General features: G+C 67.6%; 12 protein-coding genes. 6 read left to right on the top strand and 6 right to left on the bottom strand.

The window, feature by feature from the left end:
- Positions 1-16: 16 nt before the first annotated feature.
- Positions 17-562, bottom strand: a complete 546-nt coding sequence (locus tag HWX55_RS25055) for a phosphatidylglycerophosphatase A (RefSeq protein WP_175977676.1) — start codon at positions 560-562, stop codon at positions 17-19.
- Positions 552-1550, bottom strand: coding sequence for a thiamine-phosphate kinase (gene thiL / locus HWX55_RS25050; protein WP_175977675.1), 999 nt, complete (start codon positions 1548-1550; stop codon positions 552-554). Before thiL ends, HWX55_RS25055 begins: the two co-directional genes overlap by 11 nt.
- Before the next feature lie 176 nt (positions 1551-1726).
- Between thiL and HWX55_RS25045 the strand changes: the two genes are divergently transcribed.
- The 3 genes from HWX55_RS25045 to HWX55_RS25035 all read left to right on the top strand — a co-directional run bounded on the left by HWX55_RS25045 (position 1727) and on the right by HWX55_RS25035 (position 5415).
- Entirely contained in the window at positions 1727-4027 is a 2301-nt protein-coding gene (locus HWX55_RS25045) for an NADP-dependent malic enzyme (RefSeq protein WP_050013844.1), read from the top strand.
- Between the two features lie 376 nt (positions 4028-4403).
- A complete protein-coding gene (locus HWX55_RS25040; protein ID WP_175977674.1) occupies positions 4404-4835 on the top strand; it encodes a ribonuclease in 432 nt (143 codons plus the stop codon).
- A 16-nt stretch (positions 4836-4851) separates the two neighbouring features.
- Positions 4852-5415: a barstar family protein gene (locus tag HWX55_RS25035; protein ID WP_006476945.1), complete on the top strand. Its 564-nt coding sequence runs from the start codon at positions 4852-4854 to the stop codon at positions 5413-5415.
- Between the two features lie 107 nt (positions 5416-5522).
- On the opposite strand, the gene HWX55_RS25030 is transcribed toward HWX55_RS25035, so the two are convergent.
- The 3 genes from HWX55_RS25030 to speE all read right to left on the bottom strand — a co-directional run bounded on the left by HWX55_RS25030 (position 5523) and on the right by speE (position 7669).
- Positions 5523-6290, bottom strand: a complete 768-nt coding sequence (locus HWX55_RS25030; RefSeq protein ID WP_175977673.1) for a 16S rRNA (uracil(1498)-N(3))-methyltransferase — start codon at positions 6288-6290, stop codon at positions 5523-5525.
- Between the two features lie 17 nt (positions 6291-6307).
- Positions 6308-6724, bottom strand: a complete 417-nt coding sequence (locus tag HWX55_RS25025; protein ID WP_069616776.1) for a glyoxalase/bleomycin resistance/extradiol dioxygenase family protein — start codon at positions 6722-6724, stop codon at positions 6308-6310.
- Between the two features lie 87 nt (positions 6725-6811).
- Entirely contained in the window at positions 6812-7669 is an 858-nt protein-coding gene (gene speE / locus HWX55_RS25020; RefSeq protein ID WP_175977672.1) for a polyamine aminopropyltransferase, read from the bottom strand.
- A 215-nt stretch (positions 7670-7884) separates the two neighbouring features.
- On the opposite strand from speE, the gene tkt reads away from it, so the two are divergent.
- Together tkt and gap are read left to right on the top strand one after the other, a co-directional pair.
- The gene (gene tkt, locus HWX55_RS25015) at positions 7885-9957 is read left to right on the top strand and encodes a transketolase (RefSeq protein WP_175977671.1); all 2073 of its coding nucleotides are present in this window, start codon (positions 7885-7887) and stop codon (positions 9955-9957) included.
- 86 nt (positions 9958-10043) lie between these two features.
- Positions 10044-11054, top strand: a complete 1011-nt coding sequence (gene gap / locus HWX55_RS25010; protein WP_175977670.1) for a type I glyceraldehyde-3-phosphate dehydrogenase — start codon at positions 10044-10046, stop codon at positions 11052-11054.
- Between the two features lie 77 nt (positions 11055-11131).
- On the opposite strand, the gene HWX55_RS25005 is transcribed toward gap, so the two are convergent.
- Positions 11132-12022: a LysR family transcriptional regulator gene (locus tag HWX55_RS25005; RefSeq protein ID WP_175977669.1), complete on the bottom strand. Its 891-nt coding sequence runs from the start codon at positions 12020-12022 to the stop codon at positions 11132-11134.
- Positions 12023-12175: 153 nt separating this feature from the next.
- On the opposite strand from HWX55_RS25005, the gene HWX55_RS25000 reads away from it, so the two are divergent.
- Complete coding sequence (locus tag HWX55_RS25000; RefSeq protein WP_175977668.1) at positions 12176-12949, top strand: SDR family NAD(P)-dependent oxidoreductase; 774 nt, start codon at positions 12176-12178, stop codon at positions 12947-12949.
- Positions 12950-12959: the final 10 nt, after the last annotated feature.

The following is a 12959-nucleotide window of genomic DNA, read 5'->3' as shown; positions in this document are numbered from 1 at the left end:
GGAGTCGGGAAATCGGTCAGCCGGCGACGGAGCGCCACAGCGCGATCACCAGCAGCGTCATGAACGCGGCGACGAGGTCGTCGACCATGATGCCGAGCCCGCCTTTCAGGCGGCGGTCGAAGTAGCGGATCGGCGGCGGCTTGAGCATGTCGAAGAAGCGGAACGCGACGAACGCCCACAGCTGGCCGACGAAGGTCGCAGGCGTGACGAACAGCATCACGAGCCAGATCGCGACGATCTCGTCCCAGACGACGGCGCCCGGATCGGACACGCCGGCCTTCTTCGCGGTGAAACCGGTGACCCAGGTGCCGGCCACGAAGCCGACGGCGATCAGCGCCCACCATTCGGGCACCGTCAGGTAGCGGTTGAGCACGACGAACGTGAGCCAGCCGAACAGCGAGCCGAACGTGCCGGGCATGATCGGCGCGAGCCCGCTGCCGAAGCCGAGCGACACGATATGCGCCGGGTGCGACAGCATGAAGCGGGCCGTCGTGCGGGTCGGCGCGGACGGCGCGGCGCCGGGCTCGGCCGCGGCGTGCGCGGGCGTCGGATCAGTCTGCATGGAAGTGGTCGAAACCGTGCAACGTGAGAGCGAGGGGCGCGCCGGCGGCGTCGCGCCACGCGATGGCGGGTTGCGCCGACGGCGCGGACAACGCGCGTATTGTACCGATTCGCGTGACCGGCACGCCGGCCGTGGCGCCCGCCGCTTCGACCGCCGCGCGGGCCGCGACCGGCGCCGTGAAGCACAGTTCGTAGTCGTCGCCGCCGGCCAGCGTGCAGCGGCGCTGCACGTCGGGCGGCAGCGTCGCGAGCGCGGCCGAGCGCGGCACCGCGTCGGCGTCGATCTCGGCGCGCACGTTCGAGCGCGTCAGGATGTGCTGGAGGTCGCCGGCGAGGCCGTCGGAGAGATCGAGCGCCGCGTGCGCGACGCCCGCGAGCGCTAGGCCGAGCGCGACGCGCGGCTCCGGACGCTCGAGCGCGCGCCGGAATGCGGCGGCTTCATCCGCGCCGGCCGTCCATTCGTCGCGGGCGACGCCGAGCCCCGCGCGCGCGTCGCCGAGCGTGCCGGACACCCAGACGTCGTCGCCGTCGCGCGCGGCATCGCGCCGCAGCGCCGCGTCGGGCGCGACTTCGCCGAATACGGTCACGCACAGGTTCAGCGGCCCGCTCGTCGTGTCGCCGCCGATCAGTTCGCAGCCGTATCGCTCGGCCAGCGCGAACAGGCCGTCGCTGAACGCCTCGAGCCACGCCGCGTCGGCGCGCGGCAGCGCGCATGCCAGCGTGAACGCGCGCGGCTCGGCGCCCATCGCCGCGAGGTCCGACAGATTGACCGCGAGCGTCTTGTGGCCGAGCGCGTCCGGCGCGACATCGGGGAAGAAGTGGCGGCCTTCCACCAGCATGTCCGTCGAAATGGCCAGCAATTTCCCGGATCGGGGCGCGATCAGCGCGCAATCGTCGCCGATGCCGAGCGTCGACGCGCGGGCGCCCTGCGCGGCGCGGCGCGTGAAGAAGCGTTCGATCAGCGAGAACTCGGAGAGGGCGGCTGGCACGGCGGGCGATCCGAAACGGTTGAAGGAACGGCATTGTACGAGGCGGGCGGCGGCGCGCCTGTACCATCCAGTTCATTTTTGTCGCGACTGTCGCACCCGAATCGCCGGTCTGGCGGCCGATGATTGGCGCTACAATGCCGTCGAACAGTTATTCTAATCCGCCCGTCACGAGACACATGTCCACCCAAGCCTCCTCCAAAGCCAAGCTGCGCGAAGCCGCGCTCGACTATCACGAATTTCCGACCCCCGGCAAAATCGCGATCGCCCCGACCAAGCAGATGATCAACCAGCGCGACCTCGCGCTCGCGTATTCGCCGGGTGTGGCGTACGCGTGCGAGGAGATCGTCGAGAATCCGCTGAACGCCGCGCGCTTCACCGCGCGCAGCAACCTGGTCGGCGTCGTGACGAACGGCACGGCGGTGCTCGGTCTCGGCAACATCGGCCCGCTCGCGTCGAAGCCGGTGATGGAAGGCAAGGCCGTGCTGTTCAAGAAGTTCGCGGGCATCGACGTGTTCGACATCGAGCTGAACGAGTCGGACCCGCACAAGCTCGTCGACGTGATCGCCGCGCTGGAGCCGACCTTCGGCGGGATCAACCTCGAAGACATCAAGGCGCCGGACTGCTTCATCGTCGAGCGCGAAGCGCGCAAGCGGATGAAGATCCCGGTGTTCCACGACGACCAGCACGGCACCGCGATCGTCGTGGCCGCGGCCGTCACGAACGGGCTGAAGGTCGTCAACAAGGACATCAAGAAGGTCAAGCTCGTCGCGTCCGGCGCCGGCGCGGCCGCGCTCGCGTGTCTCGACTTGCTGGTCGACATCGGCCTGCCGCTCGAGAACATCACGGTGACCGACCTGGCCGGCGTGGTCTACAAGGGCCGCACCGAGCTGATGGATCCGGACAAGGAGCGTTTCGCGCGCGAAACCGACGCCCGCACGCTGGCCGAAGTGATCGACGGCGCGGACATCTTCCTCGGCCTGTCGGCCGCGGGCGTGCTGAAGCAGGAGATGGTGAAGGGCATGGCCGAGCGCCCGCTGATCCTCGCGCTCGCGAACCCGACGCCGGAAATCCTGCCGGAAGCGGCGCTCGAAGTGCGCCCCGACGCGATTCTCGCGACCGGCCGCACCGACTACCCGAACCAGGTCAACAACGTCCTGTGCTTCCCGTTCATCTTCCGCGGCGCACTCGACGTCGGCGCGACGACGATCACGCGTGAAATGGAGATCGCGGCCGTCAATGCGATCGCCGAACTCGCGCAGCACGAGCAGAGCGACATCGTCGCGACCGCGTACGGTATCCAGGATCTGTCGTTCGGGCCCGAATACCTGATTCCGAAGCCGTTCGACCCGCGCCTGATCGTGAAGATCGCGCCGGCCGTCGCGCAGGCCGCGATGGACGGCGGCGTCGCGACGCGCCCGATCGAGGACATGGACGCGTACAAGCAGCATCTGCAGCAGTTCGTGTATCACAGCGGCACGACGATGAAGCCGATCTTCCAGATCGCGCGCGCCGCGCCGGAAGAGAAGAAGCGCGTCGTGTTCGCGGAAGGCGAAGAAGAGCGCGTGTTGCGCGCCGTTCAGATCATCGTCGACGAAAAACTCGCGAAGCCGATCCTGATCGGCCGTCCGTCAGTGATCGAGCACCGTATCCAGCGCTACGGCCTGCGCCTGAATCCGGGCGTCGACTTCACGGTCGTCAACACCGAGCACGACGAGCGCTACCGCGACTTCTGGCAGACGTATCACAAGCTGATGGCGCGCAAGGGCATCAGCGAGCAGCTCGCGCGCGTCGAGATGCGCCGCCGCACGACGCTGATCGGCTCGATGCTGGTGAAGAAGGGCGAAGCGGACGGGATGATCTGCGGCACGATCAGCACCACGCACCGCCACCTGCACTTCATCGACCAGGTGATCGGCAAGCGCCCGGGCTGCAGCGTATACGCGGCGATGAACGGCCTCGTGCTGCCCGGCCGCCAGATTTTCCTGGTGGATACGCACGTGAACGTCGATCCGACCCCGGAAGAGCTGGCCGAAATCACGATCATGGCCGCGGAAGAAGTGCGCCGCTTCGGCATCGAGCCGAAGGTCGCGTTGCTGTCGCATTCGAATTTCGGCACGAGCAACGCCCCTTCGGCGAAGAAGATGCGCGATACGCTCGCGATCCTGCAGGAAACCGCGCCGGAGCTGAAGGTCGACGGTGAGATGCACGGCGACGTCGCGCTCGATGCGGCGCTGCGCAAGGAAATCCTGCCGGAATCGACGCTCGAAGGCGACGCGAACCTGCTGATCCTGCCGAACATCGACGCCGCGAACATCGCGTACAACCTGCTGAAGACGGCTGCGGGCAACAACATCGCGATCGGGCCGATCCTGCTGGGCGCCGCGGAGCCGGTGCACGTGCTGACCGAATCGGCGACCGTTCGTCGCATCGTCAACATGGCGGCGCTGCTGGTCGCTGACGTCAACGCCGCGCGCTGAGCCGGAACGACCACGCGGCGCCGGTCGAACCGGCGTCGCGGGTCGGGTGAAATTGTAAACAAAGGCAAAAAGAGGCGTGCCCGCAAGGGGCACGCCGCGGGCAGGGCGCAACCGCGCTTCCCATAAGCAACAGCAGCATCGCTCCACTCCGGGTAATGAGTGCGGCAAGGAGGCAGAGACCTGCCGGACGAGCGATGCCGCTCGCATTTTATCTCATGTAAGATAAATGTAGTGCAATTTCGGTAAGAAATACGGAATCTCGAGTGCCGCGAGGCTTTCGATTCCCAAACGGACATTGATTCGCGCGGCCAATAACGCTACGCTAACGCCTTTGTTGGTCGTCAACTACTTGATTTAACAGCGGGAACCCTGGTTCATGGCACGCAAGTGGCTCCGCAACGGCGCGCTCGCGTCCGTCTTCGCGATGTTCGCGATGGGTATCGTCGGCACGCCGACGGGCAGTCTGGTTTCCGCCGCTTACGCACGGGAGGCCGTTCCGGCCGACGTGGCCGCGAGCGGGGTCGATACGATCCCGACCGCCCGTCTTCCGCGCGAGGCCGTGACCACGCTGGGCCTGATCGGCGCCGGCGGTCCCTATCCGTACGAGAAAGACGGCGTCGTGTTCGGCAATCGCGAGCGAATCCTGCCGAAGGCGAAGCGCGGCTATTACCATGAGTACACGGTGCCGACGCCGCGTGCGCGCAATCGCGGCGCGCGCCGGATCGTCTGTGGCGGGCCGTTGCGCCGGATCGACAACTGTTATTACACGGGCGACCACTACAACAGTTTTAAACGTATTGTTGAATGACTTCGGGACGAATGGCATGAGCGACTCCATCTACGCGCACGATACGGCGGCGGCGGAACTGTTCGCGGCCGGCGACGGCAATCTGTTTCAGCGTGTGATTCAGCTGCACGCGGCGGCGCAGGCCGGCGGCACGCCGGAGCAACAGGAAGCCGAGCCCGGGCTTTCATCGAACGAGGAGCCTATGAGCCTTTTCACGACCGTGCGACCCAATCTCGTGCAGTCGATCCGCGCGTTCCGCGTGCAGGATCTCGCCGACGAAGCCGGTCGGCTCGGCCAGCATTTCCTGTATGCGTATTGCGGCGCCGCGCAGTCGAAGCAGGAAGTCATGGAAACGATCGCGACCTCGTTCCTGTTTCCGAAGCATTTCGGGAAGAACTACGACGCGCTGTATGACTGCCTCACCGACCTCGTCGCGAAGGCCGGCGCGCAGCCCGGCTTCGTGATCGTCCTCGAAGGGCTGCCGATCGCGCAGAAATTCGACAAGGAAGGGCGCGAAACGCTGCTCGACGTGTTCCGCGAGGCGGCCGAATTCTGGGCCGAGCGCAAGGTCGCGTTCCGCGTGTTCTACTCGTTCGCGTAAGCGCACGGTCGGCCCGCGCGGCCGATTCGGTAACAAGCCCGCTTCGAGCGGGCTTTTTTGCGTGTGCGATTCTCGCTCGGCTGCATGGCGCGGCGCGCTGACGCGCTTTACCACCCACCCCAGCGCGCGGCCAACGCCGCGAGCACGGCCGCGCCAGCCGTCTCGGTACGCAGCACGCGCGGCCCGAGCGACAGCGCGGTGAACCCGCGTGCGCGGGCCGCATTTTCCTCGTCGGGCGACAGCCCGCCTTCGGGTCCGATCAGCAGCGTGACGGCCGCCGCGGGCGGCGCGTCGGGCAGCGATGCGAACGGGATGCTCGCGCGCGGCGACAGCAGCAGCCGCAGCTCGCCGTCGGCCGGCGCGGCCGGCAGCGCATCGAGCCACGCGTGGAAGCCGGCGACCGGCGCGACGTCGGGCACGCGGTTGCGTCCGCATTGCTCGCACGACGCGCGCACGACGCCGCGCCAGTGCGCGACGCGCTTGTCCGCCCGTTCGCCGGACAGCTTCACGACCCCGCGCGCGGTCGACAGCGGCACGACCGCCGCGACGCCGAGCTCGACGGCCTTCTCGATCACCCAGTCCATCTTGTCGCCGCCGGCGATCCCCTGCGCGAGCGTCACGCGATAGGGCGGCTCGGCCTCGACGGGCTCGAACGTATCGACCTGCGCGAGCGCGCTGCGCTTGTCGACTTCGACGAGCCGTGCGCGGTACTGGCCGCCCGTGCCGTCGAACAACGCGAGCACGTCGCCGGGCTGCAGGCGCAGCACCTGCACGTGGCGCGCGACGTCGGCCGGCAACGCGAGCGTGGCGTCGGCGCGCAGCGCGGCGTCGACGAAAAAGCGCGGCACGGCCGCGGTGGTGGTGGCTTCGTTCATGCGTGTGGCGGTTTCGGTCATGCGTCGAGACGGCACCCGAGCGCCCAGCGGTAGCCGTCGAGATCCTCGATCTGCGCGAACCGGTCGCCCCAGAACTGATCCTGCGGCGCGCTCAGCGATTTCGCGCCCGCGTCGAGCGCGCGCTGCCAGGTGGCGTCGACGTCGTCGACGTACAGATAGAACGATTGCGGCGCGGTGGCGTTCGCGCGCTTCGGCGTGAGCGCGGGCGAACCGAACGCGCCTTCGGGCGCGAACATCACGATCAGCTGGCCGCGATAGGCCATCTCGACGTGCATGATCGCGCCGTCCTCGTCGTGCACGTCGCGTACGGTGAAGCCGAATGCGGCCTTGAAGAACTCGATGGCCGCGCGCGCGTTGCGTACGGCCAGGTAGGGCGTCAACCAAGGCACGTTGGCCGGACGTGGATCGGTCATGAAAATCTCCTGTTGCACGGTGTCGGCGCTTGCGCGCCTGCGCCGGTCTCATGCTGGAACAGCGGGACGGTGCGGCCGTCCGGATGTTCAGCGGCGAACGCCCAGTGTATCGCGCAGCGCGCGCGGCAGGGTAAAGAGGGACGCATGCAGCCGCGCATCGTAATAGCGCAAGCCGTCGACGCGGCGGGCCGCGAGCCGTTCGTCGACGTCGTGCGCGAACAGCGCGGCCGCATCGAGCGTGTCGCTCGCGATCGCCATCAGCCACTGCGAGCCGTACAGCGGCACGTGCGCGGACAGCAGATCGACGACCGCGAAGCTCGCGCGCAGGTCGTCGAGCAGCGCGGCGATGCGCGCCGCATGGAACACCGGCGAGCCGAGATGCATCGAGATCGCGCCGCAGCGCGTGAGGATCCGCTTGAGCCGCGCGTAGAACTCGCGCGTGTAGAGGCCGGCCGCCGGCGAATCGGGCGGCGTGAGGTCGAACACGACGAGATCGAAATGCTCGACCGTCGACGCGACGAAATGCGCGGCGTCGCCGATCACGACCTCGACGCGCGGGGCGTCGAGCGCGCCCTGGTGCACGTCGTCGAGATAGCGGCGCGCCATCCCGACCACCTCGTCGTCGAGTTCGGCGATCACGATCCGCTCGATGCACGCGTGCTTGAGCAACTGGCGTGCGGCACCGCCGTCGCCGCCGCCGAGCACGAGCGCCTTCCTCGGCGACGGATGCGCGAGCGCGGCCGGGTGCGTCATGCACTCGTGATAGACGAACTCGTCGCCGACCGACGTCATCGGCCGGCCGTCCAGCGTGAACAGCCGGCCGAGCTGCGGCGTTTCCCAGACTTCGATCTGCTGGTGCGCGGACGCGACGTGCGCGAGCCGCCGCGCATTCGGGAAGCCGTAGGTGGCGTCGGGCGTCGGGTGAAAGAGAAGGGTGGTGCTCACGGGCGGGCCGCTGGGGCAGGCAGTTCCGACGCCTGAATTATAGGCGGCGGGCGGTTTGACGGAAAACCGTGCCGGAACACTACGCGCCGACAAGGGAAATGTCGGCCCATCTGTTAAAATGACGAGCTTTGCAGCCCCGTCCGTTGGCTCCGTCCGCTTCGCGTCCGTCAGGCGCCGCACCGCGCGCCGGGAACGATTGACGCTCGAGCTTCCGGATGCCGCCGTGCCCCCGTTTCCTCGACTCGTTCTCCGGACTCGACATGACGACTTCGTCTCCCGCCTCCACCACCCTGATGGCCAACGCGATCCGTGCGCTCGCGATGGACGCCGTCCAGCAAGCGAACTCCGGCCACCCCGGCATGCCGATGGGCATGGCCGAAATCGGCGTCGCACTGTGGTCGCGCCACCTGAAGCACAACCCGACGAACCCGCACTGGGCCGACCGCGACCGTTTCGTGCTGTCGAACGGCCATGGCTCGATGCTGCTGTACTCGCTGCTGCACCTGACCGGCTACGACCTGCCGATCGAAGAGCTGAAGAACTTCCGCCAGCTGCACTCGAAGACGCCGGGCCACCCGGAATACGGGATCACGCCGGGCGTCGAGACGACCACCGGCCCGCTTGGCCAGGGTCTCGCGAACGCGGTCGGCATGGCGCTCGGCGAAGCGCTGATGGCCGACGAATTCAACCGTGACGGCGCGAAGATCGTCGATCACCACACGTACGTGTTCCTCGGCGACGGCTGCCTGATGGAAGGCATCTCGCACGAAGCCTGCTCGCTCGCGGGCACGCTGAAGCTGAACAAGCTGATCGCGCTGTACGACGACAACGGCATCTCGATCGACGGCGACGTCGTGAACTGGTTCCACGACGACACGCCGAAGCGCTTCGAGGCGTACGGCTGGAACGTGATCCCGAACGTGAACGGTCACGACGTCGACGCGGTCGACGCGGCCATCGCGAAGGCGAAGCTGTCGGACAAGCCGACGCTGATCTGCTGCAAGACGGTGATCGGCAAGGGCGCGGCCACGAAGGCCGGCGGCCACGACGTGCATGGCGCTGCGCTCGGCGCGGAAGAAATCGCGAAGACGCGCGCGGCGCTCGGCTGGACCTGGGAGCCGTTCGTGATTCCGCAGGAAGTCTATGCGGCATGGGACGCGAAGGAAGCCGGCAAGCGCGCCGAGTCCGAATGGGACGCGACGTTCGCGGCCTATCGCGCGAAGTTCCCGGCAGAAGCCGCCGAATTCGAGCGCCGGATGGCGAACAAGCTGCCGGCCGACTGGGCCGAGAAGGCTGCCGCGATCATCGCCGGCGCGAACGAGCGCGCCGAGACGGTCGCGACCCGCAAGGCGTCGCAGCAGGCGATCGAAGGCCTCGCCGCCGCGCTGCCCGAGCTGCTCGGCGGCTCGGCCGACCTGACCGGCTCGAACTTGACCAACTGGAAGGCGTCGAAGGCGGTGCGCGCGAATCCGGAAGGCGCGGGCGTGCTGCTCGGCAACCACATCAACTACGGCGTGCGCGAATTCGGCATGAGCGCCGCGATCAACGGCCTCGCGCTGCACGGCGGCCACAAGCCGTTCGGCGGCACGTTCCTGACGTTCTCCGACTACAGCCGCAACGCGCTGCGCGTGGCCGCGCTGATGAAGGTGCCGTCGATCTTCGTGTTCACGCACGATTCGATCGGCCTCGGCGAAGACGGCCCGACGCACCAGTCGATCGAGCACGTGTCGAGCCTGCGCCTGATCCCGAACCACGACGTCTGGCGTCCGGCCGATACGGTCGAGACGGCCGTCGCATGGACCCACGCGGTCGCCGCCGACCGTCCGTCGAGCCTGATCTTCAGCCGCCAGAACCTTGCGTTCAACCCGCGTACCGATGCGCAGATCGCCAACATCGAGAAGGGCGGCTACGTGCTGAAGGACTGGGATGAAGAGATCGTCGCGCGCAAGATCATCCTGATCGCGACGGGCTCGGAAGTCGAACTCGCGATGAAGGCTGTCGAACCGCTCGCGCAGCAGGGCATCGCGGCGCGCGTCGTGTCGATGCCGTCGACCAACGTGTTCGACCGCCAGGACGCGGAATACCGCGAACGCGTGCTGCCGCACGGCGTGCGCCGCGTCGCGATCGAAGCAGGCGTGACGTCGTTCTGGCACAAATACGTCGGCCTCGACGGCGGCGTCGTCGGGATCGACACGTTCGGCGAATCGGCGCCGGCCGGCGTGCTGTTCAAGTACTTCGGCTTCACCGTCGAGCACGTCGTCGAGACAGCCAAGGCCGTGCTGGCCTAAAAGCCTACGCGACGCGCGCCACCCGTTGCGCGCGTCGCCCCGTGAAGCTGCACGAAACGAATTTTTTCAGCCATCAGGAGATAACCATGACGATTCGCGTCGCAATCAACGGCTACGGCCGTATCGGCCGCAACACGCTGCGCGCGTTCTATGAAAACGGCAAGAAGCACGATCTCGAGATCGTCGCGATCAACGACCTGGGCGATGCGAAGACCAACGCGCACCTGACCCAGTACGACACCGCGCACGGCAAGTTTCCGGGCGAAGTGTCGGTCGACGGCGACTACCTCGTCGTGAACGGCGACAAGATCCGCGTGCTGGCAAACCGCAACCCGGCCGAACTGCCGTGGGGCGAGCTGGGCGTCGACGTCGTGATGGAATGCACGGGTTTCTTCACGACGAAGGAAAAGGCGAGCGCGCACCTGAAGGGCGGCGCGAAGAAGGTGATCATCTCGGCGCCGGGCGGCAAGGACGTCGACGCGACGGTCGTCTACGGCGTGAACCACGACGTGCTGAAGGCCGAGCACACGGTCATCTCGAACGCATCGTGCACGACGAACTGCCTCGCGCCGCTCGTCAAGCCGCTGAACGACAAGATCGGCCTCGAAACCGGCCTGATGACGACGATCCATGCGTACACGAACGACCAGGTGCTGACGGACGTCTATCACGAAGACCTGCGCCGCGCGCGTTCGGCGACGCACAGCCAGATCCCGACGAAGACGGGTGCTGCATCGGCCGTCGGCCTCGTGCTGCCGGAACTGAACGGCAAGCTCGACGGCTACGCGATCCGCGTCCCGACGATCAACGTGTCGATCGTCGACCTGTCGTTCATCGCGAAGCGCGACACGACGGTCGAGGAAGTCAACGCGATCATGAAGGAAGCATCGGAAGGCGCGCTGAAGGGCATCCTCGGCTACAACGACGCACCGCTGGTATCGATCGACTTCAACCACAACCCGGCTTCGTCGACGTTCGACGCGACGCTGACGAAGGTGTCGGGCCGCCTCGTGAAGGTGTCGAGCTGGTACGACAACGAGTGGGGTTTCTCGAACCGCATGCTCGATACGGCAATCGCATTCGCGAACGCGAAGTAATCGCGCACGTCGCTCGGCCGCTGCAAGGCGGCCGGCGTGGCGAACGAACCCGGCCCGGGGCTTCCCGGCCGGGTTTTTTATTGGCCGGCGTTCGCCGTCACCTGCTCGATCGCGTCGACGAACGCCCGCTTCAGCGGGCTGTCGAGATCGGTCCACGCGAGGCCGATGCCGCTGCGGTGACCGGCCAGATCGAGTGGCCGCGCGAGCACGTTCGGCGGCAGCGCGCTCGCCGCCTGCGCCGGGATCAGCCCGATCCCCATTCCCGCCGCGACGAGCGCGAGCATCGTCGTGAATTCGCCGAACTCCTGCGCGATCTCGAGCGTCGTGCCTGCACGGCTCAGCGCGAGTAGCATGTCGTCGTGAAAGCCAGGCGCATAGCGGCGTGCGAGCACGAACGCGGGGTGGCCGCGCAGGTCGGCCGGCGCGATCGCATCGCGCGCGGCCAGCGGATGGTCGAGCGGCAGCGCGACGACGAACCCTTCCTCGAGCACCACGCGCGTGTCGATGCCCGCATACGCGGCCGGCAGCCGGATCATCCCGAAGTCGATCCGCCGGTCGCGTAGCGCGCCGATCTGGTCGGGCGTCGGCATGTCCTTCAGTTCGAGCGCGATCAACGGATAGCGTTCGCGCATCGTGCGCAGCACGGCCGGCAGCAGCGCCGGCAACACCGACGACACGAACGCGATCCGCAGCGTGCCGATTTCGCCGCGGCTCGACAGCCGCGCCATCTGTTCCGCGCGCGCGGCCTGCTGCAGCGTCGCCCGCGCTTCGGGCAGGAATACGCGCCCGGTGTCGCTCAGCTCGACCTTGTGCCGGTCGCGCTCGAACAGGCGCGCGCCGAGTTCCGCCTCGAGCGCCTTGATCTGCATGCTCAGCGCGGGCTGCACGATGCACAGGCGCTGCGCGGCGCGCCCGAAATGCAGGTCTTCCGCGAGCGTGACGAACGCGCGCAATTGCTTGAGTTCCATGGGCGGTGGCGAGTACGGGAGAACGGTAATCAATTTTCATGATAACCGGATCAAAAAAGACCATTGGCGCGGACCCGGCCGGCGGCCGAAGATACCGTCAACGCGAGATCGGCCGCGACGGGCAGCCGGCTCGACTGGCACGAGGAGACATCCATGACTCACGCGCTTGACCGGTTCCGCCTCGACGGCCGCCGCGCGCTGATTACCGGCTCCGGCCGCGGGATCGGGCTGACGCTCGCCCGCGGGCTCGCGGAAGCCGGCGCGGCAATCGTCATCAACGATCGCAATGAAGAGAAGGCCGCGACGCTCGCGCACCAGTTTCGCGACGAAGGCTTCGCGGCCGACCATGCGGTGTTCGACGTGGCCGAGCACGCGCAGGTACGCGCGGCGGTCGACGATTTCGAGGCGCGCGTCGGCGCGATCGACATCCTCGTGAACAACGCGGGCATCCAGCGCCGCGCGCCGCTCGACGCATTCGACCCGGACGACTGGCATGCGCTGATGCGCGTGAACCTCGACGGCGTGTTCAACGTCGCGCAGGCCGTCGCGCGGCACATGATCGCGCGCGGCCGCGGCAAGATCATCAACATCTGCTCGGTGCAGAGCGAGCTCGCGCGGCCGACGATCGCGCCGTATGCGGCGACCAAGGGCGCGGTGCGGATGCTGACCAAAGGGATGTGCGCCGACTGGGCGCGCCACGGCATCCAGGCGAACGGCCTCGCGCCCGGCTATTTCGAAACCGAACTGAATTGCGCGCTGGTCGATGACGCCGCGTTTTCGGACTGGCTGTGCAAGCGCACGCCGGCCGGCCGCTGGGGGCAGGTCGACGAGCTGTGCGGCGCGGCGATCTTCCTCGCGTCGGCCGCATCCGATTTCGTGAACGGGCAGACGCTGTTCGTCGACGGCGGGCTGACGAGTGCGGTCTGACAAGGAGACT

Origin of the sequence: Burkholderia sp. BCC1047, assembly GCF_902833155.1 — a bacterium.
Classification (GTDB): domain Bacteria; phylum Pseudomonadota; class Gammaproteobacteria; order Burkholderiales; family Burkholderiaceae; genus Burkholderia; species Burkholderia sola.
Note: the sequence above shows the minus strand (reverse complement) of the source record. Positions and strands in the feature narration are given on the sequence as shown.

Coding starts and splice junctions, on each gene's coding strand:
- HWX55_RS25030 (WP_175977673.1), bottom strand. CDS start 6,290: ATGAACGAAGCCACCACCACCGCGGCCGTGCCGCGCTTTTTCGTCGAC.
- gap (WP_175977670.1), top strand. CDS start 10,044: ATGACGATTCGCGTCGCAATCAACGGCTACGGCCGTATCGGCCGCAAC.
- HWX55_RS25000 (WP_175977668.1), top strand. CDS start 12,176: ATGACTCACGCGCTTGACCGGTTCCGCCTCGACGGCCGCCGCGCGCTG.
- HWX55_RS25045 (WP_050013844.1), top strand. CDS start 1,727: ATGTCCACCCAAGCCTCCTCCAAAGCCAAGCTGCGCGAAGCCGCGCTC.
- tkt (WP_175977671.1), top strand. CDS start 7,885: ATGCCGCCGTGCCCCCGTTTCCTCGACTCGTTCTCCGGACTCGACATG.
- HWX55_RS25035 (WP_006476945.1), top strand. CDS start 4,852: ATGAGCGACTCCATCTACGCGCACGATACGGCGGCGGCGGAACTGTTC.
- HWX55_RS25025 (WP_069616776.1), bottom strand. CDS start 6,724: ATGACCGATCCACGTCCGGCCAACGTGCCTTGGTTGACGCCCTACCTG.
- HWX55_RS25040 (WP_175977674.1), top strand. CDS start 4,404: ATGGCACGCAAGTGGCTCCGCAACGGCGCGCTCGCGTCCGTCTTCGCG.
- HWX55_RS25005 (WP_175977669.1), bottom strand. CDS start 12,022: ATGGAACTCAAGCAATTGCGCGCGTTCGTCACGCTCGCGGAAGACCTG.
- HWX55_RS25055 (WP_175977676.1), bottom strand. CDS start 562: ATGCAGACTGATCCGACGCCCGCGCACGCCGCGGCCGAGCCCGGCGCC.